30 protein-coding genes are annotated in these 23,091 nt (G+C 54.0%); 18 read left to right on the top strand and 12 right to left on the bottom strand.

Annotated features, from left to right (window positions below):
• Nucleotides 1-8: 8 nt before the first annotated feature.
• Nucleotides 9-812 (top strand): tRNA pseudouridine(38-40) synthase TruA, encoded by an 804-nt coding sequence (gene truA / locus EBB_RS20050; protein WP_192395503.1) that lies wholly within the window; start codon nt 9-11, stop codon nt 810-812.
• A 32-nt stretch (nt 813-844) separates the two neighbouring features.
• On the opposite strand, the gene EBB_RS20045 is transcribed toward truA, so the two are convergent.
• Nucleotides 845-2,164, bottom strand: a complete 1,320-nt coding sequence (locus EBB_RS20045; RefSeq protein WP_192395502.1) for an AMP-binding protein — start codon at nt 2,162-2,164, stop codon at nt 845-847.
• A 176-nt stretch (nt 2,165-2,340) separates the two neighbouring features.
• Here EBB_RS20045 and EBB_RS20040 point away from each other — a divergent pair, with 176 nt between their 5' ends.
• The 13 genes from EBB_RS20040 (at nt 2,341) to EBB_RS19980 (ending at nt 12,220) form a co-directional block, all read left to right on the top strand.
• Nucleotides 2,341-3,567 carry an NAD(P)/FAD-dependent oxidoreductase gene (locus EBB_RS20040; RefSeq protein ID WP_192395501.1) on the top strand — a complete coding sequence of 409 codons (1,227 nt, stop codon included), beginning with the start codon at nt 2,341-2,343 and terminating at the stop codon, nt 3,565-3,567.
• A gap of 10 nt (nt 3,568-3,577) precedes the next feature.
• A complete protein-coding gene (locus EBB_RS20035) occupies nt 3,578-4,747 on the top strand; it encodes a beta-ketoacyl-[acyl-carrier-protein] synthase family protein (protein WP_192395500.1) in 1,170 nt (389 codons plus the stop codon).
• On the top strand, nt 4,719-5,210 hold the full coding sequence (locus tag EBB_RS20030; protein WP_225587634.1) for a hotdog family protein: 492 nt from the start codon (nt 4,719-4,721) through the stop codon (nt 5,208-5,210). Before EBB_RS20035 ends, EBB_RS20030 begins: the two co-directional genes overlap by 29 nt.
• Nucleotides 5,207-5,935, top strand: coding sequence for a 3-oxoacyl-ACP reductase FabG (gene fabG / locus EBB_RS20025; protein ID WP_192395499.1), 729 nt, complete (start codon nt 5,207-5,209; stop codon nt 5,933-5,935). The genes EBB_RS20030 and fabG overlap by 4 nt, the downstream gene beginning before the upstream one ends.
• Nucleotides 5,929-7,164 carry a beta-ketoacyl-ACP synthase gene (locus EBB_RS20020; protein WP_192395498.1) on the top strand — a complete coding sequence of 412 codons (1,236 nt, stop codon included), beginning with the start codon at nt 5,929-5,931 and terminating at the stop codon, nt 7,162-7,164. Before fabG ends, EBB_RS20020 begins: the two co-directional genes overlap by 7 nt.
• A 1-nt stretch (nt 7,165) precedes the next feature.
• Entirely contained in the window at nt 7,166-7,921 is a 756-nt protein-coding gene (locus EBB_RS20015; RefSeq protein WP_192395497.1) for a beta-ketoacyl synthase chain length factor, read from the top strand.
• Between the two features lie 206 nt (nt 7,922-8,127).
• Entirely contained in the window at nt 8,128-8,376 is a 249-nt protein-coding gene (locus EBB_RS20010; protein WP_101052293.1) for an acyl carrier protein, read from the top strand.
• Between the two features lie 6 nt (nt 8,377-8,382).
• Nucleotides 8,383-9,030, top strand: a complete 648-nt coding sequence (locus tag EBB_RS20005; RefSeq protein WP_225587630.1) for a COG4648 family protein — start codon at nt 8,383-8,385, stop codon at nt 9,028-9,030.
• A gap of 2 nt (nt 9,031-9,032) precedes the next feature.
• Nucleotides 9,033-9,410, top strand: a complete 378-nt coding sequence (locus tag EBB_RS20000; protein ID WP_192395496.1) for an ApeI family dehydratase — start codon at nt 9,033-9,035, stop codon at nt 9,408-9,410.
• The gene (locus tag EBB_RS19995) at nt 9,394-10,137 is read left to right on the top strand and encodes a glycosyltransferase family 2 protein (RefSeq protein WP_192395495.1); all 744 of its coding nucleotides are present in this window, start codon (nt 9,394-9,396) and stop codon (nt 10,135-10,137) included. The genes EBB_RS20000 and EBB_RS19995 overlap by 17 nt, the downstream gene beginning before the upstream one ends.
• On the top strand, nt 10,134-11,111 hold the full coding sequence (locus EBB_RS19990; protein ID WP_192395494.1) for a lysophospholipid acyltransferase family protein: 978 nt from the start codon (nt 10,134-10,136) through the stop codon (nt 11,109-11,111). The genes EBB_RS19995 and EBB_RS19990 overlap by 4 nt, the downstream gene beginning before the upstream one ends.
• A 1-nt stretch (nt 11,112) precedes the next feature.
• Nucleotides 11,113-11,529: an acyl-CoA thioesterase gene (locus EBB_RS19985; RefSeq protein WP_192395493.1), complete on the top strand. Its 417-nt coding sequence runs from the start codon at nt 11,113-11,115 to the stop codon at nt 11,527-11,529.
• A gap of 124 nt (nt 11,530-11,653) precedes the next feature.
• A complete protein-coding gene (locus tag EBB_RS19980; RefSeq protein ID WP_192395492.1) occupies nt 11,654-12,220 on the top strand; it encodes a hypothetical protein in 567 nt (188 codons plus the stop codon).
• A 63-nt stretch (nt 12,221-12,283) separates the two neighbouring features.
• Here EBB_RS19980 and EBB_RS19975 read toward each other — a convergent pair whose 3' ends face one another.
• From EBB_RS19975 to EBB_RS19965, 3 genes are read right to left on the bottom strand one after another with little or no spacing between them, the layout of a single operon-like run.
• Nucleotides 12,284-12,661, bottom strand: a complete 378-nt coding sequence (locus EBB_RS19975; RefSeq protein WP_192395491.1) for a rhodanese-like domain-containing protein — start codon at nt 12,659-12,661, stop codon at nt 12,284-12,286.
• Between the two features lie 29 nt (nt 12,662-12,690).
• Nucleotides 12,691-13,521 (bottom strand): polysaccharide deacetylase family protein, encoded by an 831-nt coding sequence (locus tag EBB_RS19970; protein WP_225587628.1) that lies wholly within the window; start codon nt 13,519-13,521, stop codon nt 12,691-12,693.
• On the bottom strand, nt 13,521-14,636 hold the full coding sequence (locus EBB_RS19965; RefSeq protein ID WP_192395490.1) for an acyl-CoA dehydrogenase family protein: 1,116 nt from the start codon (nt 14,634-14,636) through the stop codon (nt 13,521-13,523). Before EBB_RS19965 ends, EBB_RS19970 begins: the two co-directional genes overlap by 1 nt.
• 235 nt (nt 14,637-14,871) lie before the next feature.
• Here EBB_RS19965 and EBB_RS19960 point away from each other — a divergent pair, with 235 nt between their 5' ends.
• A complete protein-coding gene (locus tag EBB_RS19960) occupies nt 14,872-15,615 on the top strand; it encodes a YkgJ family cysteine cluster protein (RefSeq protein WP_192395489.1) in 744 nt (247 codons plus the stop codon).
• A gap of 157 nt (nt 15,616-15,772) precedes the next feature.
• Here the strand turns inward: EBB_RS19960 and EBB_RS19955 are convergent, their stop codons facing one another.
• The 8 genes from EBB_RS19955 to EBB_RS26350 all read right to left on the bottom strand — a co-directional run bounded on the left by EBB_RS19955 (nt 15,773) and on the right by EBB_RS26350 (nt 21,442).
• Nucleotides 15,773-16,207, bottom strand: a complete 435-nt coding sequence (locus EBB_RS19955) for a GNAT family N-acetyltransferase (RefSeq protein ID WP_192395488.1) — start codon at nt 16,205-16,207, stop codon at nt 15,773-15,775.
• Nucleotides 16,208-16,284: 77 nt separating this feature from the next.
• Nucleotides 16,285-16,815, bottom strand: a complete 531-nt coding sequence (locus tag EBB_RS19950; RefSeq protein ID WP_192395487.1) for an REP-associated tyrosine transposase — start codon at nt 16,813-16,815, stop codon at nt 16,285-16,287.
• Nucleotides 16,816-16,889: 74 nt separating this feature from the next.
• Nucleotides 16,890-17,666, bottom strand: coding sequence for a hypothetical protein (locus tag EBB_RS19945; protein WP_192395486.1), 777 nt, complete (start codon nt 17,664-17,666; stop codon nt 16,890-16,892).
• A gap of 89 nt (nt 17,667-17,755) precedes the next feature.
• Nucleotides 17,756-19,183, bottom strand: coding sequence for an amino acid adenylation domain-containing protein (locus EBB_RS19940; protein WP_192395485.1), 1,428 nt, complete (start codon nt 19,181-19,183; stop codon nt 17,756-17,758).
• 171 nt (nt 19,184-19,354) lie between these two features.
• Nucleotides 19,355-20,641 (bottom strand): hypothetical protein, encoded by a 1,287-nt coding sequence (locus EBB_RS19935; RefSeq protein ID WP_192395484.1) that lies wholly within the window; start codon nt 20,639-20,641, stop codon nt 19,355-19,357.
• Entirely contained in the window at nt 20,638-20,880 is a 243-nt protein-coding gene (locus EBB_RS19930; protein WP_192395483.1) for an acyl carrier protein, read from the bottom strand. The genes EBB_RS19935 and EBB_RS19930 overlap by 4 nt, the downstream gene beginning before the upstream one ends.
• A gap of 56 nt (nt 20,881-20,936) precedes the next feature.
• A complete protein-coding gene (locus tag EBB_RS26355; RefSeq protein ID WP_229427613.1) occupies nt 20,937-21,194 on the bottom strand; it encodes a methyltransferase family protein in 258 nt (85 codons plus the stop codon).
• Nucleotides 21,191-21,442, bottom strand: a complete 252-nt coding sequence (locus tag EBB_RS26350) for a hypothetical protein (RefSeq protein ID WP_229427612.1) — start codon at nt 21,440-21,442, stop codon at nt 21,191-21,193. Before EBB_RS26350 ends, EBB_RS26355 begins: the two co-directional genes overlap by 4 nt.
• Before the next feature lie 142 nt (nt 21,443-21,584).
• Between EBB_RS26350 and EBB_RS19920 the strand changes: the two genes are divergently transcribed.
• The 3 genes from EBB_RS19920 to EBB_RS19910 are packed head-to-tail and all read left to right on the top strand — an operon-like array spanning nt 21,585 to nt 23,091.
• On the top strand, nt 21,585-21,848 hold the full coding sequence (locus EBB_RS19920; protein ID WP_033156258.1) for a phosphopantetheine-binding protein: 264 nt from the start codon (nt 21,585-21,587) through the stop codon (nt 21,846-21,848).
• Nucleotides 21,849-21,850: 2 nt separating this feature from the next.
• Nucleotides 21,851-22,462 carry a COG4648 family protein gene (locus EBB_RS19915; RefSeq protein ID WP_192395482.1) on the top strand — a complete coding sequence of 204 codons (612 nt, stop codon included), beginning with the start codon at nt 21,851-21,853 and terminating at the stop codon, nt 22,460-22,462.
• The gene (locus EBB_RS19910) at nt 22,459-23,091 is read left to right on the top strand and encodes a LolA family protein (RefSeq protein WP_225587624.1); all 633 of its coding nucleotides are present in this window, start codon (nt 22,459-22,461) and stop codon (nt 23,089-23,091) included. Before EBB_RS19915 ends, EBB_RS19910 begins: the two co-directional genes overlap by 4 nt.

Below are 23,091 nucleotides of genomic sequence, written 5' to 3'. Positions count from 1 at the left end.
CAACCGATATGCCGCGCATCGTTTTAGGCATCGAATACGACGGCAGTGCTTACGCCGGCTGGCAATGGCAGGACGGTAAAGCGACCGTGCAGGGCCAGTTGGAAAAAGCCTTGAGTAAAATTGCCAATCAACCGATTACGGTACTTTGCGCGGGCCGCACCGATGCCGGCGTGCATGCGCTGGAGCAAGTGGTGCATTTTGATTGCGAGACGGAACGCGATATGCGTGGCTGGTTGATGGGCGGCAACAGCTATCTGCCGGATGACATCCGTATTACCTGGGCACAAACGGCGCGGGGCGACTTTCACGCCCGCTACAGCGCCATAGCGAGAGCTTATCGGTATGTGATTTTGAATCGGCCGATGAAGTCGGCTTTGCTAAGAACGCAGGCTACCTGGTGTTACCAGCCGCTGGACGAGCAAGCCATGCATCAGGCTGCACAGTCGCTACTGGGTGAACACGATTTTTCCTCGTTTCGCGCACAGAGCTGTCAGTCAGTTAGTCCAAATCGCTTAATGCATTTTATAGATGTGTATCGCGACGAACAGCGGGTGATCATCGATCTCTGCGCCAATGCCTTTTTGCATCATATGGTCAGGAATATCGCCGGGGTATTGATGGAAATCGGCATGGGCCGGCGGCCGGTGGATTGGACGGCAGAACTTCTGGAAACTAAAGACCGCTCTCAAGCCGCGATGACCGCCCCCCCACATGGTTTGCACCTTGCAGCCGTGTATTACCCGGAGCATTATGCCATCGCCAAAAACCCGTTATTCGATAAATTGCCGGCAGATGCCAAGCGGCATGATTAGTCTGGCCTGCGCATCGCAGTCTGGCAAGTCGTCTAACTTAAACTTTCTAACAGCTTTTCCAGCTCGAGTTTTGCCAGTTTACCTGTCGCGTTGCGCGGAATTTTAGTAACGAAATGAATTTTTCGCGGCAAAAACACCTCATCCAAATAAGGTTGTAAACCCAGCCGAATGGCTTGATTGTCTAGCCGGCTGACCACAACAGCGGCCAGTCGCCCATTTTCATGGCTAAAACAAACACCATCGTCTACGCCGTCTATGTCCAGCAAGCGACGGTTCAGTTCGGTCAAGGACGCGCGCTTGCCACCGATTTTCACCATATCCTGATCCCGGCCCAATACGGTAAAACAGCCGTCGGCTTGGATCTGCACCGTGTCTTGCAAAGGCACTTCGTCCGGCAAATGCGCAGCTTGCAGATAGCTTTGTCCGCTTTTATCTTGATGCAAGCGGCAGCCGGCGTAAGGTTGCCACGGGTTTTCAAGCAAGGTCTCGCGGCTGGCAAACGACAGGGTTTCGGTGCTGCCATAGATTTCGAGCGGGGATTGCCCTAAAATTGCCGCGGTTTCGCCGGCCAGCTTTGCGGATAAGGTGTCGGTTGCGGAAATAATGCCGGCCAGATTGTCCCAAGTGCCGGTGGTTTTAATTAAGGAACGCAAATGGGTCGGTGTTGACGCCAGCACCGTAGGCCAAGGCGAGGTGTTAATCGTTTGCCGGATGTCTTCGGCGAAAAACGGCCGGCCGTCGTGCAGCACCAGTTGGGAAAACAAAGGCCAAAATACCGAGGTTTCCAGACCGTACATATGTTGCGGCGGCGTGGTGGACAGCATCAAAAGTTGCTGTTCCGCTAATCCCAGGCTGCTGACCGCCATTTCGGCGGAGGTTTTAAAGGTATGCAGGCTATGCGGGCAGGGCTTGGGTTTGCCTGTACTCCCGGAAGTAAAGGCAACCACGGCGGTGCCCTGCCAATCGAAATGGGGTGGCGATGCTGCGGTGGCAGAGTTTGGCGCTATAACTTCGAACCAGTCCAAACCCGTTTGCTGCGGCGCGTGTTCTCTGGCGATATACGCGCCGGGATAATCGCGCAGAATTTCCAGGATAACCGCCATTTGCCCGGCGGGCGGCAACAGGCAAATCTGCCCGCGTACCGCCGCCGCTAACAGGCAGAGACAAAATAGGTAGCGGTTTTCGCATAAATTAAATTGATAGGGTCGGTCCGGCAATTGCGCGGCCAGGGCCGTCACGTCAGCCCATAAATTACCGCGGCTTACCATCTGACCGTTGTGCAGGGCAAACGGCGCTGTGTGGTTAGAATATAGTGGTGTTTGTGGGGCGGGAGATTTTTGGGTTTCCAGCATTGAATGGGATGTTATTGGGGTAATACCGCCAAGTTGACGCCTATCTTGCTAGGGTTGTCGTAGAAGTTCGCTCTCCTGCGGGAGAACGATCACGCCAATTTAACTTGGCGGCATTGCCGCTGTTTCTGAATTTTGTACTGGACGTATTTTAACCGGATAAGAGGGTTGGTAAGTAAATGGATGCAGATGTATTGATTATCGGGGCCGGCCCCTCCGGCAGCGTGGCTGCCAAGATGCTGAAACAACTAGGACACCAAGTCGTTATCCTGGAAAAAGAGCAGTTTCCACGCTTTTCGATTGGCGAAAGTCTGCTGCCGCAATGCATGGCCTTTATGGAAGCCGCGGATATGCTACCGGCGGTGACGGCGGAAGGCTTCCAATTCAAAAACGGCGCCGCTTTTTCCAGAGAGGGCAAGCTGACCGAATTCGATTTCACCCAAAAATTCAGCCCAGGCTGGGGCACTACCTTTCAAGTACCGCGCGCCCATTTCGATAAGGTGTTGGCCGACAGCGCCGAGGCGGCCGGCGTGCCTATTCATTATCAACAAACTATCCTGGCAGCCGATTTTAGTAATCCTGAGCAAGCGAAACTGACCAGCGTTGATGCCAACGGTGTGCACAAGCAATGGCGCGCAAAGATGGTATTGGATGCCAGCGGTTTTGGTAGGGTATTGCCAAGATTATTGGATCTGGAAACACCTTCGTCGTTATCGCCACGTCGCGCGCTGTTCACGCATATCGAAGATCGGATTACTGTATCCGATTACGACCGCAATAAAATTCTGATCGCGATTCATCCGAAATTTCATGAGATTTGGTATTGGCTGATTCCGTTTAGTAATGGCAGATGCTCGTTGGGTGTGGTAACGCCCGCGGGTTTTCTGGACGCGCGCAGTGGTGAGCCGTTGGAAGTGCTAAAGAACATGGCGTTCGAAGAACCGCGTCTCGCCGAGCTGTTGGTCAACTCCCGTTTCGATACGCCGGCTAATACCATCGGCGGCTACTCGGCCAACGTCAAGCAACTCTATGGACAGGGCTTTGCGTTACTCGGCAATGCCGGCGAGTTTTTGGATCCGGTGTTTTCATCGGGTGTGACTATTGCGATGAAATCCGCCGCGTTGGCCGTACCCTTGGTTGACCGGCAATTACGAGGTGAGCCGGTAAACTGGTCTGTAGAATACGAGCAGGCGTTGCGCAAAGGCATCGAGGTATTTAGAGCCTATGTGGAGGCTTGGTACGATGGCCGTTTCCAACAAATTATTTTCGAAGAAAATCAGTTGGCCAGCGTCAAGGCCATGATCTGTTCCATTCTCGCCGGCTATGCCTGGGACGAGGAAAACCCGATGACGCAGCGTAGCGCTAAGAAAATCGAGGCTATTTTGGCAACGTATCAAACTGCCTAAGCGGTGTCATTTGTATTTACATGATTTAGGTATGGTCTGCGCATTGGGGGACAGCAAGGCGGATATTTTAGCCGCATGGCTTGCCCGGAGTGCCGTTCAGCCAGTTCCACCGGCCTGGCTGGATTCGACAATTCCCGCATTCGGCGTGCTAACTGAATTGCCAGCCATTCCGGCCAAGCTTAAACAATACGATTGCCGCAACAACCGTTTGCTATTGTCGGCGCTTTGCCAGATCGAATCCGCTATCAGCACCGCCATCGCTCGTTACGGCGCGGGGCGCGTTGGCATAGTGGTCGGGACCAGTACCTCCGGGATTGCTGAGGGTGAAAGTGCGGTGCAAGTTTTGCGGGCAAGCGGGAGCATGCCCAACAATTATCACTACAAACAACAGGAACTGGGCGGTGCTGCGGAATTTTTGGCGGCGTACCTGGAGGTTCGCGGCCCGGCCTTCACCGTCTCCACCACATGTTCATCGAGTGCCAATGCCTTGGCTTCGGCCCGCCGTCTGCTGCGCTTAGGTATCTGCGATGCGGTCGTAGTGGGCGGTGCTGATAGTTTATGCCGCACCACGCTGGAAGGCTTTTTTGCATTGGGTGCTCTTAGCAAAACCACTTGCAATCCGTTCAGTAAAAATCGCGACGGCACGACGATAGGCGAAGGCGCGGCTTTATTTCTGATGACGCGCGAGCCTAGTGAGATCGGCTTACTGGGTGTCGGCACCAGTGCCGATGCCTATCATATTTCTGCGCCACGCCCTGACGGCAGTTGCGCGTTACTGGCGATGCAGGCCGCGCTGGACGATGCCCAGCTAAAGCCTAAGCAAATCGATTACATCAACCTACACGGCACGGCAACCTGGCAAAACGACGCGATGGAAAATCGGGCGGTCGCGCAGTTGTTCGGTAGCGATACGGCATGCAGCTCCAGCAAACCGTCCACCGGCCATTGTTTAGGCGCGGCCGGTGCGCTGGAAGCGGGTTTATGCTGGTTGCTACTGTCTGATTTACATCAAGAAAGGCGTTTGCCTGTGCATCTGTGGGATGGCGAACCTGACCCGGATATGACTCGACTAAACTTGGTCGGGCTGGAAAACCAGCAGCCAAAGCCGCTACAATACTGCCTCAGCAACTCTTTTTCATTCGGCGGAAATAATGTGTCCTTGCTCATTGGACATCCCTGACAGTCCAGCGGCTTTTCCCTATGCCATCGAAACCCTCTTACCTCAGTCCGGGCGTATGGTGCTGTTGGACCGGGTTCTGGAAGTCAGTGATAGCCATATCGTGGTCGAATTGGCGGTGCGCGAAGACGGCCTGTTTTCGTGTGGCGATCACAGCGTGCCGGCCTGGTTAGGTTTGGAATACATGGCACAAGCCATTGCCGCCTACTCCGGGTATCACCGTAAGTGCAGAGGCGAAGCGATTGGTTTGGGGTTTTTATTAGGCACTCGCTACTTCGAATGCTCGGTCGGCAGTTTTCCCTATGGTGCCAAACTGACCGTTGGGGCGGAAAAAATTATCGAGGCCGCCAATGATATGTCGGTGTTCGACTGCACGATAACCGGGCAAAATATCAAGGCCAGCTCGAAGTTAAATGTGTTGCTGCCACAGGATTCGCAAAAGTTTCTCGCCGGAAAAGGAATATGAGCCAACCCACCATCCTGGTGACGGGATCCAGCCGAGGCATCGGCAAAGCCATCGCCCTGCGCCTTGCTCGCGAGGGCTACGACATTGTGCTGCATTGCCGCAGTAGGCTGGATGAAGCCGAGCAAGTCAAACAGCAGATTGTCGAGATGGGCCGCCAGGCGCGCGTGCTGAGTTTTGATTTGGCCGACCGCCATGCGGCCAAAGCCAGTTTGGAAAACGATATTCAAGCCCGTGGTGCCTACTATGGCGTGGTCTGCAATGCCGGGCTTTCCCGAGACAATGCTTTTCCTGCGCTGAGCGGCGAGGACTGGGACCAGGTGTTGCGCAGTAATCTGGATGGTTTTTACAACGTGCTTTATCCGCTAGTTATGCCGATGATACAACGCCGTAAACCGGGGCGCATCGTCACACTGTCTTCCGTATCTGGTTTAGTCGGCAACCGCGGCCAAGTCAATTACAGCGCAGCCAAAGCCGGCATCATCGGCGCGACCAAAGCGCTGGCGGTGGAGTTGGCAAAACGCAAAATCACCGTCAACTGTGTGGCCCCTGGCTTAATTGAGACCGAGATGCTGGAAGGCTTACCCCTTGAAGAAGCGCTGGCCGCCGTGCCGGCCAGGCGCTTAGGCACGCCGGAAGAAGTCGCGGCGCTGGTAGCGTTTTTGATGTCCGAAGATGCTGCTTACATTACCCGGCAAGTGATTTCGGTGAATGGAGGTTTGTGTTGACCCGCCGCGTCGTCGTGACCGGCATGGCCGGATTTTCGCCGATCGGCAACGATTGGCAGGAAATACGCGGCAGACTGTTAGCCAAGCAGTCCGGCATTCGTTACATCCCGGAATGGGAAATTTATAACGGTCTTTTGACCCGCTTGGCCGGGCCGGTGGAAAATTTCACTTTGCCGGGCCATTACACTCGCAAAAATACCCGCAGCATGGGCCGGGTTTCGCTAATGGCGACTCGGGCCACAGAACTGGCCATGCTTGATGCCGGTTTGCTGGGGGATCCGGTGATTAGCGGCGGTCGTACCGGCGTAGCTTACGGTTCGTCGGTAGGGTCGACCCCGGCTATCGCCGACTTCGGCAGAATGCTGATTAATCACGACATCGGCAATCTGAATGCTACCACCTATCTGAAAATGATGGGCCACACCACCTGCGCCAACGTAGCCTTGTTTTTTCAGGTGCGCGGCCGTGTCATCCCTTCAGTCAGTGCCTGTACCTCGGGTAGTCAGGGCATCGGTTACGCTTACGAAGCGATCAAATACGGTTTGCAGGACGTGATGCTGGCAGGCGGCGCGGAAGAGCTTTGCCCAACCGAAGCGGCGTTATTCGATGCACTGTATGCCACCAGCACTCGTAACAGCGAACCTAATCTGACTCCGCGGCCTTTCGACCGCGACCGCGACGGTTTGGTAATCGGTGAGGGTGCTTGTACTTTGGTACTGGAGGAACTGGAACGTGCTTTGGCGCGCGGCGCGCGGATTTACGCCGAGATTGCCGGCTTTGCCACCAATGCCGACGGTGTACACGCTACGCAACCCAATGCCGACACGATGCAGGTAGTAATGCGTTTGGCCTTACAGGATGCGCAGCTAGAAGCCAATCAAATTGCTTATATCAGTGCGCACGGCACCGCCACTGAACAGGGCGACATTGCCGAAAGTCAGGCTACGGCCGCGGTATTTGGCAGCAATACGCCGATCAGCAGTTTGAAAAGTTTCACCGGCCACACCTTGGGTGCTTGCGGGGCCTTGGAAGCCATGGTGGCGATTCAGATGCAGCGGGAAGGTTGGTTTCATCCTAATTTGAATTTGGATAATCTCGATCCGCGTTGTGCCGAGTTGGATTATCTGACCGGCGACGGCCGTAACATCCACGCCGACTACATCGTTAGTAATAATTTTGCGTTTGGCGGTATCAACACCTCTTTGGTTTTACAGCGCTGGGATAGCTGAGTTGACCGAGAGTATGGCCGAGTCTGTTAGAGAATGCCGTTTCGCTTTCACATTAAAACACTGGTGTTTCTGGCAATCGGCCCCGCATCCCCAAACCAAGATCTGGCCCAACGGTGAAATATTGCCGCATAACCAAGGTAAGGCCGATGTCGGTTTTTTACCGGCGATGCAAAGGCGCAGATTATCGCCCTTAGCCAGAGCCGCCTGCGCTGTGGCTTGGCGCAGTCGCAGCGAAAACGGCGATATGCCCTCGGTATTTTTTTCAAGCCACGGCGAAAGTCAGTATTATTTCGAGATGCTGGATGAGTTGGCAAATGGCGAACATGTTTCGCCTAGCCGCTTTAGTCAATGTGTACATAATGCCATCGCCGGCTTGTCCAGTTTCCATAGTGCCAGTTATTTGCCTTATGTAGCCTTGGCCGGCGGTACGGAAGGGCTGTATTCGACTTTTCTGGAGGCGGGCGGCATGCTGTTGGATGTGCCTCAGGTTTTGCTTGTCTGCTATGAGCAGCCTTTGCCGGAGGCTTATTTACCTTATCTGCCCGGCAGTCCAACGACCTGGGCTTTGGCGATGACGCTGGCAAGGCCTGGCGGCGCGGGGCCGCAATTGCAGCTGACGCGCGAGCCGGCACATGGCCCGGCATTGCCGGAAAATGGCTTGCCCAATTTCGTGCAAGCAATCCTATCCGGCCGGCAAAGCGGATCTTGTCGGCAGGACAGGGCAAACTGGCATTGGCGTTTGGACGATGATTCATGATGTCGATTGCCAGCGGCCTGAGCGATCTGCCGTAACCCAGGGTATAATCCATGTTTGGCGTAGTAATTTATCGCGCGATTGGCACAGATACTTTGGCGCTTGGAGTGGTGCCAGAGGAACACAATAGCAAACCGATACTCGCTAAATCGAGGCTGTAGAGTAAGTCCCAGGCCGAGTCGAGTATCGCAACAGGAAACAACACCCGTATGAAGACCCAAGAAGACGTATTTGCCACCTTAAGAGAATTGATGTCGGAAATGTTCGAGTTAACGCCCGAGGACATCACCTTGGAGGCTAACTTGCGGCAGGATTTGGACATCGACAGTATCGATGCGGTGGATTTGATGGTCAGGCTGCGCGAGATTACCGGCAAACGCATCAATCCCGAGGATTTCAAAAATGCCCGCACCATCCAGGACGTGGTGGATACTGTTTACCGGATCAGTGCTGAATAAGCCTGGATGTTTAAAGATTTTTTCACCAATCGGGTAGCGAACAAGATTCAGGCAAATCCAGACGCCAGTATTTGCCCAAAATCCCCAGCAGAGTCTCGGCAAATCATCCTGAATGTGATTATCGGGGCCGCGACGGTCAGCTATCCCTTTCTGATCTGGTTTTCCGCCGATTACTTTCAACCCCGTTCCATGGCTTTAGGGCTAGCTGGATTGTTCTTGCTGCGTTACTGGCTGCAAAAGCAGCGCAAATCGGCTGGCTTAGCCGAGTCTAGGTTGATATTGGCCTGCGCGCTATTTCTGTTGCTGGGCGCACTGGTTAATGATGCCGACTGGCTGCTGGCTTATCCGGTGTTCGTCAGCTTGCTGTTTTTTGCGGTATTTTCCTTTAGTTTGATCCATCCACCGACGGTAGTAGAACGGCTGGCCAGGCTGGAATTCCCGGATCTGCCGGCTCATGGCGTGCTGTATACCCGCAGAGTTACCCTGGTTTGGAGCTGTTTTTTTCTCGGCAACGCGGCAATTTCCTTGCTGACGATTTTCAATGGCGACCGCTGGTTGTGGAGTCTGTACAACGGTTGCATCTCTTATGTACTGATGGGTTTATTGATGGCAGCGGAAATGGCGGTACGCCGCAAAGTGAAGGCCAGCTTTTGAATATGAAAATTCAGGGAAGCGAATCGGGCGTTTTGTTTCCGGAAACGCTAGACGAACATATTCAGGCCGATGGTCTGGTGCTGGCCTTACGCATCCCCAAAGATTTGACTTATTTTAACGGTCATTTCGACGAAATTGCGGTGGTACCCGGCGTCGTGCAAATCCAATGGGCGGTGCATTATGCCCGGCAATACCTTGGTTTAACCCGGGTCTTTAGCCATATGGAATCGGTAAAATTCAAAGAGCTATTGTTACCTGGACAAGAGCTGGAATTGGCATTGCACTATCTGCAACAAGCCGGCAAATTGACATTTTGTTACCGTTCGACAGCCTGCGAATACAGCTCGGGTAGAATTTACTTTCATGACCACCACGTTTAATCCCTGTATCCTGATTCCGGTTTATAACCACGAGAAGCCGCTGCCCGGCATTATTGAGCGTTTGGCTGCGCATCAACTGCCTTGCCTACTGGTGGATGACGGTAGCGATGCGTCCTGCGCCCAGGTGATTCGCGGCTTAGCCGAGCAATATGCCGGGGTGCAAAGTATCAGGCTAGAGATTAACCAAGGCAAGGGCGCGGCGGTCAAGGCCGGCATTCTGGCGGCTCAAGCCCAAGGGTATTCACACGCGCTGCAAGTCGATGCCGACGGCCAGCACGATTTAAACGATCTGGATAAATTTCTAAGTGCCGCCCGGCAAACGCCGGCAGCAGTGGTCATCGGCCGAGCGCTATTCGACGCATCGATTCCTAAACTGCGCTACTACGCCCGCTACCTGACCCATATTTGGGTACATATCAACACACTGTCTTTCGCCATCCCCGACTCGATGTGCGGTTACCGGATTTACCCGCTGGCGTCTTGCGCAAAGTTGATTCAAAGCCAAGCCATGGAAAATCGCATGGGCTTTGATACCGAAATTTTGGTGCGGCTTTATTGGCAAGGTGTGGCGGTCATCTCCATTCCCACCCAGGTTCGCTACCCGCTGGACGGCTTATCGCATTTCCGGGCTTTGGAGGACAATCTGCTGCTAAGTCAGACCCATGCCCGTTTATTTTTCGGTATGTTGTTACGCTGGCCCAAACTGCTATTGAGGCATTTTCAATGAAGTCCGCGAACACCGCCGCCCGGCATTGGGCTGCCGTGGAGGAAAACAGTCTGCTTTGGGGCATACAGGCTCTGGTGTGGGTGTATCGGCTGTTCGGCCGCTGGGTGTTTAGGCTGTTTTTACGGCCGGTGGTGAGTTACTATTTTCTGGCCGGGCATCTTGCTCGGGAGTCATCCCGAGAATATTTGCGCCATTTGGCCGAGTTTTACCCGGATTTGGGTTTAGGCAGCGGGCTCTGGCAAAGTTACCGGCATTTTTTGAGCTTCGGCGAAACCTTGCTGGACAAAATCGTGGTGTGGACCGGCAATATCACGTCGGAACAAGTGGATTTTCCCAATCGCCAGCTGCTGTTGGATTTGATCGAACAAAAGCGTGGCGCCATGCTGCTGTCCGGGCACATCGGCAATCTGGAAATCTGCCAGGCTATCGCGACGATGCGCGGCCACATCCATCTAAATATTTTGGTGCACACCAAACATGCCGAGAAGTTCAACCGCTTGTTGGGTAGCCGTGGCAGCGCCACGATACAGCTGATTCAAGTGACTGAATTGAGTCCGGCCATTGCGATCAGCTTGCAGGAAAAAATTGAGCGCGGGGAATTTCTGGTGATGGTGGGCGACCGAATTCCGGTGCAGGGCGGGCGCACTGTGCCTGCCAGCTTTCTTGGTGAAGATGCCGAGTTTCCGCAAGGCCCGTATCTGTTAGCGTCCTTGTTGCGTTGCCCGGTTTTTACCCTGTTCTGCTTCCCGGTTGAGGGCCGCTTCAAAATTCATCTGGAACCCTTCGCGGATAGCATTCGTATCCCACGCACCGAACCCAAAAGACAAGACATGCTGCAATCCCTAGCCAGACAGTATGCCGAACGGCTGGAAGCCTATTGCCGCATCGCACCACTGCAATGGTTTAATTTTTACCCGTATTGGCGCACACCTGCCGCGGATGACAGCGGTCGGATAGCCGCCGAGGACAAGTAATATGTTGCGCACCGAAGTGGAATTAACTGTGCCGTTTCATGACATTGATTTGCTAAACATCGCCTGGCATGGCCACTATTGCAAATACATCGAGATCGCCCGTTGCGCGATGCTGGATAAAATCGGCTACGGTTATATGGTCATGAAAGAAACCGGCTATGTCTGGCCGATTGTGGATTTGCAATTGCGTTATGTGCGTCCCGCCCAGTTCGAACAGCGGATCAAGGTATCAGCGGAGTTGGTGGAATGGGAATACCGGATGAAGATTAAATACCAGGTTGCCGATGCCGAAACCGGTGAAGTCTTGGCCAAGGGCCATACCATCCAGGCAGCCGTGGACGCGGATAGCCGCGAAATGTGCTTTGCTTCGCCGGCGGTGTTCTTGGAAAAGCTCGGGATTAAAATCGATACGCCCTAATCAGGCGCTTGCTATGGCGTTTGTGTTTGGGTCTTTCCTGGTTTGTTCGATCTGTTGTACTGTCGCGTCGCTGTTTTACTTAGCGTCAGCATGTTCTTAACCTTTTTCTCGAGGGATTTTGATTATGTTCAGAAAAAACTATGTCTTGATGTTGCTATGCCTGGCTGCGTTGGCGGTAGGTTGTAAGAAGGAGCTGAAACCCGGCGAAGGCGCGGCAGCAGCCGTGCAGCCTGCGCAGGTTTATTACACGCAATTCAGCCTGTTCCAGGAACAAAACAAGTTTCGCACCACCAATTACCGCAAAGGCCAATTGATTCCGATCAACACGCCGGTCGCGTTGTTGTCTCTGAACTCCGACGAAGCGGTGCTGAGGATAGAATCCAGCGGCCAACTGATTACAGTCGAAAACGTGCAAAAATTTACCAAAGACGATATGCCGATTGCTTTCAGTAAAATCGCCGGCTCCAGTAAGGTAGACCTCAATCAATATACTCCCACCGAGCGCGAAAGTATTTTGGCAGGGCAGGTGAAGACAGGCATGAGCAAAAAAGCCGTGCTGGCCGCCATCGGCTATCCGCCTCAGCATGTCACGCCTTCGCTCGACAGCGACGACTGGACTTACTGGTCCAATCTATTCAACCGCTTTGTGGTGAAATTTAAAAACGGCAAGGTCGATAGCATTGTCGAATAAACACCGAGTCTTTTGATGTACTGGAACCGGCAGGCAGGGCCGGTTCCAAAGGTGATTACTGATCTATTCGAACCCAAATCCCGCTTTAGCCCAGGCTTTGGTTCCCCCCTCCAAATTACGCAAATGCTCGTAACCCAGTTCGTGTAATCTCTTTGCGGCGGCATTCCCCATCGGGCCGCCTTCGCAATACAGATAAATCGGGGTGGTTTTATCTTGCGGCAGTTTATCCAGGTATTTCTCGACATTGTTGTAAGGAATAAACACATCGGTGCCTTTGATATGCCGCTGCTCCGGGGTATGCACGTCCACCAGAAAAATATCCTGGTTTTGCATCAGCTGATTTAATTCCGGCGCGGTGACCATTTGTAAATAATCGGGTGTTTGAAACGCGCAGCCGCCCAGAAACAGGCTCAACACTGCACTGGCAAAGGTGTTTTTCATGGCTTAAATCTCCGTAATCAGATGGGGCGTTAGGGGTTTTGGCAACGATCTAAGCTTTCGCTTAGCGTGACCGGTTGCAAATTCGCGGCGGTAATGGCGTCCAGCAAGGCCGGCAATACCGCCAGAATGACCGGCTGGCCGCTGCTGGTCCGCGCGACGTTACTGTCGTGCAGTAACAGAATGTCGCCAGCCTTCAGGTCTTTCAATAGTTTTGCCAGAACGACTTGCGGATTGCTGTCTATGGTATCGAAACCGCGTCGGGTCCAACTCGCCAATTGCAGACCCAAACGCTTGAGTACTGGGTCCAGCAATGGATTCCGCAAGCCGACCGGCGGCCGGAAAAATCTTGGCCGACTGCCGGTGACTTCTGTAAGAGCCCCCTGGGCCGCGTTGAGTTCAGCCAGCCAGCCATTCAACAACAGAAACGGCAAATGGTATCGATGATGCATGCTGTGATTTTCGACTGCATGCCCACGTTTGACGATGTCTCGGCATAGATCCGGGTAGCGTTGGGCTTTGGCGGCGATGCAGAAAAAGGTCGCTTTGGCTCCGTAACGATCCAGAATATCCAGCACGGTAGGGGTGACGTCCGGGTCTGGGCCGTCGTCTATGGTAATGGCGATTTCGCCGCGCGCCGCAGATGTGGGTGGTAGCGAGGTCCAATTCGATCCCACCCAGTCGCAACGCGGCCAAAGGCCGGCAAAGGTTAATAACAAGTGGTCGGCAATGATCAGCGCCAAGGCCCAGGGCCAGATACCTGGCCGAATGACTACTGCCAACAGCGCAGCAGCGGTTAACCAAAATGAGGCTTTTATCAACGGCGTCGGTTGCCAATCGCGGTAAGCGGAAAAATTCATCATCAGTGGGATAGTGGATTGGTTTTGTAGGCGTCGCCGGTGCCGAGCAGGGCGGCGATCAAATTTTTCTGCACTTCCGAACTGCCGGAAAACAAGCGGCCGGCCATGGCATCCTGCACCAATTCCGCCATCGCGCTTCCCGATGCCAAGCCGGCAGCGCCCATGATTTGCACCGCATCCAGGCTGGATTGCAAAAAAGCCTCGGCCGCATACAACTTGGTTTGCGCCGACGCCAGCGTAATGCGTTGACCGGCGTCGCACAGCCGCGCACATTCGTTTAACCATAACGCGATAGTATCCAGCCTTAACTTCATCTCGGCAATCCGATGGCTGATGGCCTGATGCTTACCCAGATGTCCGCCGGCGGACCGCCGCTCGCGGCTGTAACGCACCACTTCCGCCAGTTGCCAGTCCATGATGCCGGCAATACCGGCAAAGACAAAGGCCCGCTCATATTCCAACGCCTTCTGGATCATCTGGGTGCCGGCGCCAATTTTTCCGAGCAGGCGATCAGCGTCGATTCGGCAATCCTGCAAAATCACGCTACCGGTGGCGCTGCCCCGGCAAGCGTTAAGTGCTGCGTCATCGCTGAAACGGCAGCCGTCATCGTCACGAGAAACCAGAAACGCGCAAATCTTGCCGGCCAATTTGGCGTACACCACCAAGCAATCGGCCACAGGAGCGTTGGTGATGTAGCGCTTCTCCCCGTTTAACACATAACTATCGCCTCTCAACTCTGCTTGAGTCGTCATTGCCTGTACGTCGGAGCCGCATGACGGCTCGGTAATCGCATGCCCTCCCAGCCATCTTCCGCTGATTAGCGGCGGCAGAAATTGCGCTTTCTGCGCCTCGCTGCCGTACAACAGGATAGGAAACACCGAGCCCCACACATGCGCGTTGATCGCCAGCATCAGGCCGGGATCGCGGCAGGCTGCTCCGAGCTGGCGATGGCTTTGGACTAGCGCGGCAAAGTCGTCGCCGAAACCGCCCAAGACTGAGGGCAGGGCGTGGCGAAACACGCCCAGTTCGGCAACAGCACGCAACCGGGCTTTGATTTGGGTCTCATCCGGTGGGCCGGCAAAAGTGGGTATGCTGGAGAAATCAGGGGTTTTAGTCATCATCGAGCGTTTGGCGAGGCTAATAAAGTCTAATTGTATCGTTCCCATCCGAAGCATGGAAACGCAGGGAAATGATGCGCTATGGCAACCGGGCAAAACAAAGTTTCGGTTTTTCGTAAAAGCTTTTATGCTGCTCAGGCTTGGCGGACGCCGAGCCTGACGCCAGGTCCCGCCGATTGCGATTAGTCAATCAGATTAAGCCTGCCTAGACGATGATTAAAACTTAAAAGCACGCATGAGCAAAACCACACCCGCCAACATCAAACTAACGCTTTACGGCAAGCCTGTCGAACTGGCATTAAGCGCGCCGACACAAAAGGTGACACCGGTGGCTATGCTGCCGACTCTGCATCGCATCAACAACACGTTTGTCGAAACCGCAGTGGCTGCCTTTGTGACCAACCAGGAGAGCATCTCCTGCCAAGCCGGCTGCGGCGCCTGCTGCCGACAAGTCGTGCCGTTGGCGGAATTTGAAGCCTATCAAATCGCCGGTTTAGTTGAACAATTGCCCGAGCCCAGGCGTTCCGCGGTCAAGCAACGCTTTGCCGACGCTTGCGAAAAACTGGACGCAATCCAGTGGTTGAGCCGGCTCGAACAGATGCTGGCTGAAGGCACCAGCCACGAAGCGGTAGAGCAACACGCGCTGACTTATTTTCAACAAGGGGTGCCCTGTCCGTTTTTGGAAGCGGAAAGCTGCTCCATCCACCCGGTCCGGCCATTGGCTTGCCGAGAATACTTGGTGACATCACCGGCCGAACATTGCCAAAACCCGACACCGGAACACGTCAGGCACATCGAGTTAAAATTTCAGGTGTCCAAAATTGTCCGCAAACTTTGGCGCACCAACCACATCAAAGACTTGGATTCGGTGCCGATGATTTACGCCTTGCAATGGGTCAAGAAACACCCCAATCAATTTCCAAAAAAGCGTGGCGAGGACTGGCTGCGGGAGTTTTTTAACTATATGGCGAATCCGTGATGGCACTTGGTGCCGCTGGGAACGATGTAAATTCGTATCAAGAGCGATTGCCACGATGGCCTATCGTTCCCACGCTCCAGCGTGGGAATGCCGCCCCGGACGCTCCAGCGTCACGGCTTCCATAGAGCAACCATCCAGCCCGACACAATTACAAGTATCAGTCTAATTCCATGTGATATAGGGCGCGGTCTTCACCAATAACTCTAAAGCCCATCCGGTCGTAGAGACGTTTTGCCGGATTGATCTTTATCACATCCAGTACCAATTTCTTATTCAGGTTTTTGGCCCGCAACGCTTCTTGTGCCAGCAAAGTGGAGCCTATTCCCAGTCTTTGAAATTCAGGTAGCAGAAACAGGGTGCGAACCCAATGACTTTGCTCGCTCTCCTGCACATAGATAGCGCCCGCGGGTTCTTCGCCGATGCAAATCAGTTTGAAGTTTTGCACCTGTAGGTTTCTCCAGAAACCGGTATGTTGAAATTCATCGTTCCAGCCCCATGCCCAATCGATGTAATCGCGCATCGATAGCTTGAACGCATTAAATATGAAATGTTTGTCATGCTCTGCTGCGTCGATCAGGCTAAAGGAGGTCATAAAGTAAGAAGCAAGTAAGAAGTATCGTTCCCACGCTCTAGCGTGGGAATGCCGCCCCTGACGCTCCAGCGTCACAGCTACCACCCGTCAATATCAATCAAGCCTCCCAATCCCGCATAGTTCGCAGCACTGGAATAGCGCCAATGCTCAGGCAAATTTACATAACCCCGCTTCACCGGATTGGCATGAATATAATCCAACTTCTCCCACATCATCGCTTCATTAAGAATCAACTCCGCATGCACGCCTTCCTGCCAGAACTGAAATTCTCGGTCATGCTTATGCGCGCATTTGGCAAAGCGCAATCTCTGCAACAAGTGTTCGGCTCGTTTCGCTTGCAGATGATCGATGATTCGCCGCGCGGTATAGGCTTTGAAACTGGCAACGCATTTATCCAGCGTGGCGCTCTGAGCGATGAAATGCAGATGGTTTTCCAGGATCACATAGCCATACAGTTTTAGGCCGACTTGTTGCCGTTGATATTGCCAGCAGTCGAGCAGGATTTGCACGGTTGCCGGCCGGGTAAAGACCGGCAGCCATTCCACCACTGTGCAGGTCATGAAATGGGCTTGCTGGGGTTCAGTGATGATGTAACGACTTCGGCCCATGGGCTGTTGGTTGGTTTAGGACGCTGGAGCGTCCGGGGCTGCGTTCCCACGCGGAGCGTGGGAACGATAGAGGTTTAGGGATATTTGCTGCGGATGGCACGATGAAAATCTTCTGGCGACATGTTTTCATCAAGCCCCATGAGTTCTTCGTAGGACCAAGGTGAAAGATCATATTTCTCGGCTGTAGATGACGCGCCCCCAAAGTACATCTCGTAATGCACTTCATCTGGAGGGCTCCCGTTATCATTAGACAAGTGCATATATTTCAAATGAGGCCATTGAGTAACGGCAACCTTAATTGACTCAATAGCTTCTTTTGCTGGAAGTTCACACCCAACCCAAATTGCCTCATGCCGCTCTAGACTATCAATGCTACCCTCGGATGAAAGATTGTCTGTATACACTTCTGCCGAAAACCCCGATTTTTTTAGTGCTGAAATTAGGGCATCGGCACCGGGCGCGTTTGTAACGCTAATTGAGAAAAATTTTGAAGCAGTTTTTTGTACTTGCGACTTTTTAGCCTTTTGTCGTGAACGAGGCTTTGCAGATACCTGCTCACTGCTAAGGATACCCGCTGAATAAGTGTTTTTGTCCTTTAACCACTGCGCGTACTCTTTTCCGTCCTGCAAGTGAGGACGGGAAATTGTAAGCATAAGCGTCACACATCCAAGGACTAAGACAACTAATACGGATGTAAAGATAACTAGGTAACCAGCCGCCCATTCTGGCTTCGTGATGTTATTTGCAGCAGTTAGAAGAATTGAGACCAAGAGAACCAGCATGGCAAACCATGCTGCCATCAACTGAAACGGGCTTGTGATTTTTTCTGGGGTTAACTTAGTGCCAGACACTGGAATATCCCTAACAAATAATTATGAAGTTTCTGTATATCATCGTCGATAGTTATAACCTCGGCAATTGTAGCATCGCCACCGGCTCGTCAGGTCGCCAGCAATATACTCACTTGACCGTAATCCATCTTCCCATTAGCCAATCGCGGCAACTCTTCCAAAACCAGATAACGACTCGGCTGCATATAGGCCGGCAATTGGCGGCTGAGTGACTTGCGAATCTCGGCGATGCTCATTCCGGGGTCTAAAACCACTGCCAACGCCGAACGCTGGCCGGCAGTCTGATCGTCTACGCCGATCACGGCGCAACCTTTGACGCCGGGGATGGCATTCACAACCGCCTCAATTTCCGCAGGTTCGACGCGGTAGCCTGAGCATTTCAGCATGCGGCCCAGGCGGCCATGGAAGCGGTATTCGTTTTGTTCCAGGCTGGCGCGGTCGCCGGTGGGATACCAATCGTCGGCATTTAGAAAAGACTGCACACGGCCGTCGCGCCAGTAGCCGCTGGCTAGCGTCGGTCCGCGTACCCATAACTCGCCGGTGTCGGCGGTTATATGCAGTTCGCAGCCGGCGGCGGGTAGGCCGATGGGGATGGTTTGCTCGGCGATCAAACGCTCGCGTTGTACCGGCCAATAGCAGCAGACATTGGTTTCGGTGGGGCCGAAAAAATTGTACAGGGCCGTCTGCGGCAAACTGGCGGCCAGATCGATCAGCGCTGGGGTGGGGAACACCTCGCCGGCGAAAATAATGAAGCGCAAAGCCGGCAGCGGAGTATGCGCCAGATTGCCTTTGTAAGTGAGGAAGGCCAGCAAGGACGGCACGGTGTACCAGCCGCTGATGGCGTGTTCGCTCAGCCAGGCGCTCAAACGAGCAGGGGCCATGGTCAAGCCGGCCGGGATGAAATGCAGGCTGGCACCGCTACCTAATACGGCGTAAAGATCGAAGGTGGATAGATCGAAGAAAAACGGCGCGCTGCTGGCGATGCGGTCGGCAGAGGTTAAGGCCAGTAAGTCGGCTGCCCAGGATGTGAACGCCAAAATCGCCCGATGACTAAGCGCCACGCCGCGCGGCTGACCGGTGGAACCAGAGGTATACAAAATCGCCGCCAGCGATTCGGCGGGAATATCAACGGTTGCGGGGAGGGCGGTTGAGCAAGCGTTGATGTCCAGCCACAGGCTTTCATCCAGCCAAACCGGCATTGCACCGGTCCCCAATACCGTATGCACCTGGGCGTCGGCGACAATAAAGCTCAATCTGGGTGCCGGGTTTTTCAAATCTAAAGGAACATAGCAGGCTCCTGCCAGCAGAACGCCGAACAGCGCGCAGGCGGCCTCGATACCGCGATCAAGATGCACCGCGACTGGCTGGCCGGGACGGGCGCCTCTTGCTTGCAAGGCAGCGGCGATGGTTTGGGCCTGTTGCAGTAATTGCCGATAGCTGACTTGCCGGTCTTGCTCTTGCAAAGCCAGGGCGTCAGGTTGGTGTTGGCATTGGTGTAGGAAAGGTTTTAGCAGCATGGTGGGCTAATTCAAAAAAATAAAGTACTTATCGCTCCCACGCTCCAGCGTGGTAGCCAGGCCTAGGACGCTCCAGCGTCCCGAACCGCTGGAGCGGTTCTAGCTGCGTTCCCACGCTGGAGCGTGGGAACGATAAAGAGGTAGCCGGATCGAGGGGAAGATGAGCGAGTATTATGGGCTATCCAATAACTCGACATTCATCCGCGCGATCACCGCATCCAGCCACGCTTCGTCGATTGCCGGAGATAAGTAGCTATAGGACAAAACCAGCTTACCGTCGAGCTGGCTAGCCAGTAACGCCAAACCTGGCGGCAAGGTCATCCAGCACATCAGCGATAGATCAGTAACCTGAACGCCGAGAAAGCCTTTCTTACTCCAGGACAATTCGCCGATGTCGGAAAACCACAGCGAGCTCAACTCGCCGCCGCTGTGTTGTTTGCGCAGCACTTTGGCGTACTTTTCGGGTGCCAGCCATTGCCCCAGCCACATCAACGGCAGGTAGGCTAGATCCAATTCATCGCGTACGACTTGTTTATGCTCGTTCAACAAATGTGCGAACAACCCTGTTCTATCCCGCACCTGCTCGCGCGTCGCGCGGGCAAACAAGCAGCCGATATGATTACCAAACACCGGTGTCGGCGCATTTTGCCGACGCAAATTAAAGGCATAAGGGATACAGTAACCGTCTTTTGCGGCCGGCGGCCCTACAATTTCCATCGCCCGCATGAAGCAGCCCAGGTAGTACAAAGTGCGCCCGGTCAAGCCGGTGGTTTGCTGCGCCAGTTTGGCGATGCGTTGCGACTGGTCGGCGTCGAAACGCTGTACTTTTAATTGCAGGCGTTGCGGCCCTTGTTCCACTTGCGTGGGCAGGCAGCTATCCAGGCTATTGGCGGTGGTATTGTGGCGTTTGGCTTTGAAGAACAACTGCAGTTTTTTCCAGAAACTCCATTGCGCCAATTTGGCTTCGATTAAGGACGGAGAGTCTTTGAATCTTTCCGGTTTGTCAGAAGACAGGAAATCCAGCAATATCTTGCAGCCGCGCGCATCCAATAAAGGATGCAACCAAATCAGCAGCAAAGTGCCGCCTTCCGCGCCGGCTATCCAGTGCACGGTCAGCGGCCGGGATTCCGGGCGATTGAAAATGTCCAATAGCAAACGCTGCGATTCGTCCGCCTCATCCGCACCCGGCTGGCATTGGTGAAGTTCCAGAGGTATCGGGTTGCCGGTGGCGACCCAAGCAAACCGCTTGCCGCGCACCTCGATTTTGGCGGATGCTTGCGGAAAGCGAGTCACCAGCAGATCCAAGCGTTGTTGCAAGCTAGATAAATCCGGCGTTTCCACCAATTGCAACGCAAAGCCGCAATAGCCGCCCCGCATGCCGGCGTTGCGGATTTCCTGGTCGAGTACGTAGGTAAAATAATCGCCGGGATTGAATAGCTGTTCTTGGGGGTTTGTCATCCGGCGTAACCGCTGCGGCGAATCCAGTTTGCCAGCGAGTTCAGGCTGCCGACGTTATCCGGTTCGATTTCGGTGTCCGGCAGCGTCACGCCAAATTCTTTTTCGGCGAACATGATTAAACGCATGATGCCCATGCTATCCAATCCGGCGTCCAACAGGTTGTCGTCATCGCCGAATGCGGCCGGGTCTTCGTGGTAAATCAGTTCGGCAAAGATGAAATGCTTGAGTATTTCTTTCATGGCAGCGAAAAGGTGGGTGAGTTAAAAAAAATCCTAGTCAAAGCGCAGCATGCGCGTTAAATCGGCTCCGGGGAAAAGGCTTTTAACGCAAAACCCCAGCGCGGCACCTGCCGACAATAGTGGCTGTAAGACACGCCAAACCGGCTGGTCAAATCCGGTTCTTCGCGAAATACCACGGTAGTATGGAAAAACAGCGCAATCGAGCCGGTATAGACTATCAGGCCCGGATCGGCATACAGCAAACATTCCGCCAGCAGCACCAGCAATACCCCTTGAAACATCGGATTGCGGGTCCGGCGATACAGGCCGCTCACCACCAGTTTTTTTGGTGGATCGATAGGCGCGCTGGCGTGCCCAAGCCCGCGATAGCAAAATCCCAGGCGCAGCGCAGGTAAATAGCCAAGCCCAGAAGGATACAGAAGCCGGCAGGTATCGCCCAAACCGCGTTTACTGTCTGCCAGTTGCCCGGATCGGAAAGCAAGTAGTAAGGCAGGTAAATCAGCACCGCGCCGGGGACGATCAGGGTAAACAGTAGGATCTTGAAGGCCAGGAAAGGACGCACGTGTCGGTCTGTCGGAGTTGGAAGTTCGGGTGGGCTAAGCTTGCAGTAATTTTGGCATTCCCCGCGCCGCAATCCAAGTGATTTTGAACCGCTGCGGGAATTTGTGTAGAATCCGGCGTTTGTTAATGGAACTTGAACAGCCATGTCAGAAGACTTGATCAGCCAATTGAAAACCATGCTTATCGAGGGCTTGCTCCTGGAAGACATCGTCCCGGATGACCTGTCGCCGGACGACGCTTTGTTCGGCGGTGGACTGGGCTTGGATTCTATCGATGCGCTGGAAATCGGCGTGATGCTGGACCGCCAATACGGCATCAAAATCACCTCCGGCGACGAACGCAATAATCAGATTTTTCTTTCTCTCCGCTCGCTCGCCGAATTCGTCGCCGCTAATCGCACCCGTTAACCATGGGGCAGGTCGTCAAACCGCTGATTATCGTCGGTATCGTCGTTGCTTATCCTTTTTTGAGTGCCTACTTGGCCGGTCTGGGTTTTGCCAGCTTTGAACTCATCGTCTTCGCTGCGCTGACCTTGTGGCGCGGTTTTACTTCGTCCGGGCTGGTCGCGCGTTTGCTTAGTTTTTTACTGTCCGCTGTATTGCTGGCCGGCGCCTATTTTGCCACGACCTATTTTGTCTGGCTGGTGCCGTCGTTTGCCTATTTGTGGCTGACATTCTTGTTCGGACATACCTTGTGGTCGCCCCCGTCTTTCATTGAACGCTTGGTGCGTTTGCAGTTTCCTGAGTTGGTGCCGGGGATTGCCGACTATTGCCGGCAACTAACCTGGATTTGGACCGTTTTTTTTGCCGCCAATATTGTTATTTGCGCTGCATTGCCGGCTCTTGCTGGACAAACCGCTTGGGCGCTTTACACCGGTGTGGTGGTGTATCTGTTGATGGGCATGCTGGGAACCGGCGAATGGTTTTATCGGCACAAACGCTTTCCGGATTTGGAAATTCCGCCGGCAGTGGAAACCTTCAAGTGCATCGCCATGAACGGCCATAAGGTATTCAAGGGATGACGATAAAGCGCACGCTGTTTTTGCTTTTGGCACTAATGCCCGTGCTTGGATGGGCTGATGACGCGGTCCTGAGCGAGTTATTGACTCGAATCCGCCAAACAGGTCAGGCGCAGTTTCAGTATGAGGAAACCCGCGTGCTGGAACTGGCAGACGCGCCATGGCACGGACAAGGTGTCATGCTTTCCGGTGCAGACGGTAGTCTGGTCAAATTGCAACTGCAACCGGCGCGGGTGATCATGGCTATCGCCGTACAGCGCATGCTTTACTGGGACCCGCAGCAAAACCAGCGTCACAGCGCGGCTTTGGATTCGGCGGGGCCGGCGGGCGAGCAAATCAAAGTGTTTCGCAGCATCCTGCAAGGCCGCACCGAAGAATTGCAGCTTAACTATGCCATCGCCGCCGACAAGCAAGGCCCGCAATGGACTTTGCGCTTGACGCCGAAACCCGAGTTGAGCAGTGATGATCTTCCTTCTATCGAACTATCCGGCGATGACCAAGACCAGCAACGGCGCATTTTAATCACACAGCCGGACGGCGAATCCACCGAATACCGCATGCACAAAGCCACGGCAGCGCAACAACAGGACTATTCGCTCCCAAGTTTGTTGCGGGAAGCAAGCGGAGAATAG

The organism is Methylomonas fluvii, from assembly GCF_014850975.1.
Classification (GTDB): Bacteria; Pseudomonadota; Gammaproteobacteria; order Methylococcales; family Methylomonadaceae; genus Methylomonas; species Methylomonas fluvii.
The sequence above is the reverse complement of the archived record's forward strand: the minus strand, read 5'-3'. Positions and strand labels throughout refer to the sequence as shown.

Bases quoted from the DNA above. Each gene is read 5' to 3' on its own strand.
- truA (WP_192395503.1), top strand. From the start codon at position 9: ATGCCGCGCATCGTTTTAGGCATCGAATACGACGGCAGTGCTTACGCC.
- EBB_RS20045 (WP_192395502.1), bottom strand. From the start codon at position 2,164: ATGCTGGAAACCCAAAAATCTCCCGCCCCACAAACACCACTATATTCT.
- EBB_RS20040 (WP_192395501.1), top strand. From the start codon at position 2,341: ATGGATGCAGATGTATTGATTATCGGGGCCGGCCCCTCCGGCAGCGTG.
- EBB_RS20030 (WP_225587634.1), top strand. From the start codon at position 4,719: ATGTGTCCTTGCTCATTGGACATCCCTGACAGTCCAGCGGCTTTTCCC.
- fabG (WP_192395499.1), top strand. From the start codon at position 5,207: ATGAGCCAACCCACCATCCTGGTGACGGGATCCAGCCGAGGCATCGGC.
- EBB_RS20010 (WP_101052293.1), top strand. From the start codon at position 8,128: ATGAAGACCCAAGAAGACGTATTTGCCACCTTAAGAGAATTGATGTCG.
- EBB_RS20005 (WP_225587630.1), top strand. From the start codon at position 8,383: ATGTTTAAAGATTTTTTCACCAATCGGGTAGCGAACAAGATTCAGGCA.
- EBB_RS20000 (WP_192395496.1), top strand. From the start codon at position 9,033: ATGAAAATTCAGGGAAGCGAATCGGGCGTTTTGTTTCCGGAAACGCTA.
- EBB_RS19995 (WP_192395495.1), top strand. From the start codon at position 9,394: ATGACCACCACGTTTAATCCCTGTATCCTGATTCCGGTTTATAACCAC.
- EBB_RS19990 (WP_192395494.1), top strand. From the start codon at position 10,134: ATGAAGTCCGCGAACACCGCCGCCCGGCATTGGGCTGCCGTGGAGGAA.
- EBB_RS19985 (WP_192395493.1), top strand. From the start codon at position 11,113: ATGTTGCGCACCGAAGTGGAATTAACTGTGCCGTTTCATGACATTGAT.
- EBB_RS19980 (WP_192395492.1), top strand. From the start codon at position 11,654: ATGTTCAGAAAAAACTATGTCTTGATGTTGCTATGCCTGGCTGCGTTG.
- EBB_RS19975 (WP_192395491.1), bottom strand. From the start codon at position 12,661: ATGAAAAACACCTTTGCCAGTGCAGTGTTGAGCCTGTTTCTGGGCGGC.
- EBB_RS19970 (WP_225587628.1), bottom strand. From the start codon at position 13,521: ATGATGAATTTTTCCGCTTACCGCGATTGGCAACCGACGCCGTTGATA.
- EBB_RS19965 (WP_192395490.1), bottom strand. From the start codon at position 14,636: ATGACTAAAACCCCTGATTTCTCCAGCATACCCACTTTTGCCGGCCCA.
- EBB_RS19960 (WP_192395489.1), top strand. From the start codon at position 14,872: ATGAGCAAAACCACACCCGCCAACATCAAACTAACGCTTTACGGCAAG.
- EBB_RS19955 (WP_192395488.1), bottom strand. From the start codon at position 16,207: ATGACCTCCTTTAGCCTGATCGACGCAGCAGAGCATGACAAACATTTC.
- EBB_RS19950 (WP_192395487.1), bottom strand. From the start codon at position 16,815: ATGGGCCGAAGTCGTTACATCATCACTGAACCCCAGCAAGCCCATTTC.
- EBB_RS19940 (WP_192395485.1), bottom strand. From the start codon at position 19,183: ATGCTGCTAAAACCTTTCCTACACCAATGCCAACACCAACCTGACGCC.
- EBB_RS19935 (WP_192395484.1), bottom strand. From the start codon at position 20,641: ATGACAAACCCCCAAGAACAGCTATTCAATCCCGGCGATTATTTTACC.
- EBB_RS19930 (WP_192395483.1), bottom strand. From the start codon at position 20,880: ATGAAAGAAATACTCAAGCATTTCATCTTTGCCGAACTGATTTACCAC.
- EBB_RS19920 (WP_033156258.1), top strand. From the start codon at position 21,585: ATGTCAGAAGACTTGATCAGCCAATTGAAAACCATGCTTATCGAGGGC.
- EBB_RS19915 (WP_192395482.1), top strand. From the start codon at position 21,851: ATGGGGCAGGTCGTCAAACCGCTGATTATCGTCGGTATCGTCGTTGCT.
- EBB_RS19910 (WP_225587624.1), top strand. From the start codon at position 22,459: ATGACGATAAAGCGCACGCTGTTTTTGCTTTTGGCACTAATGCCCGTG.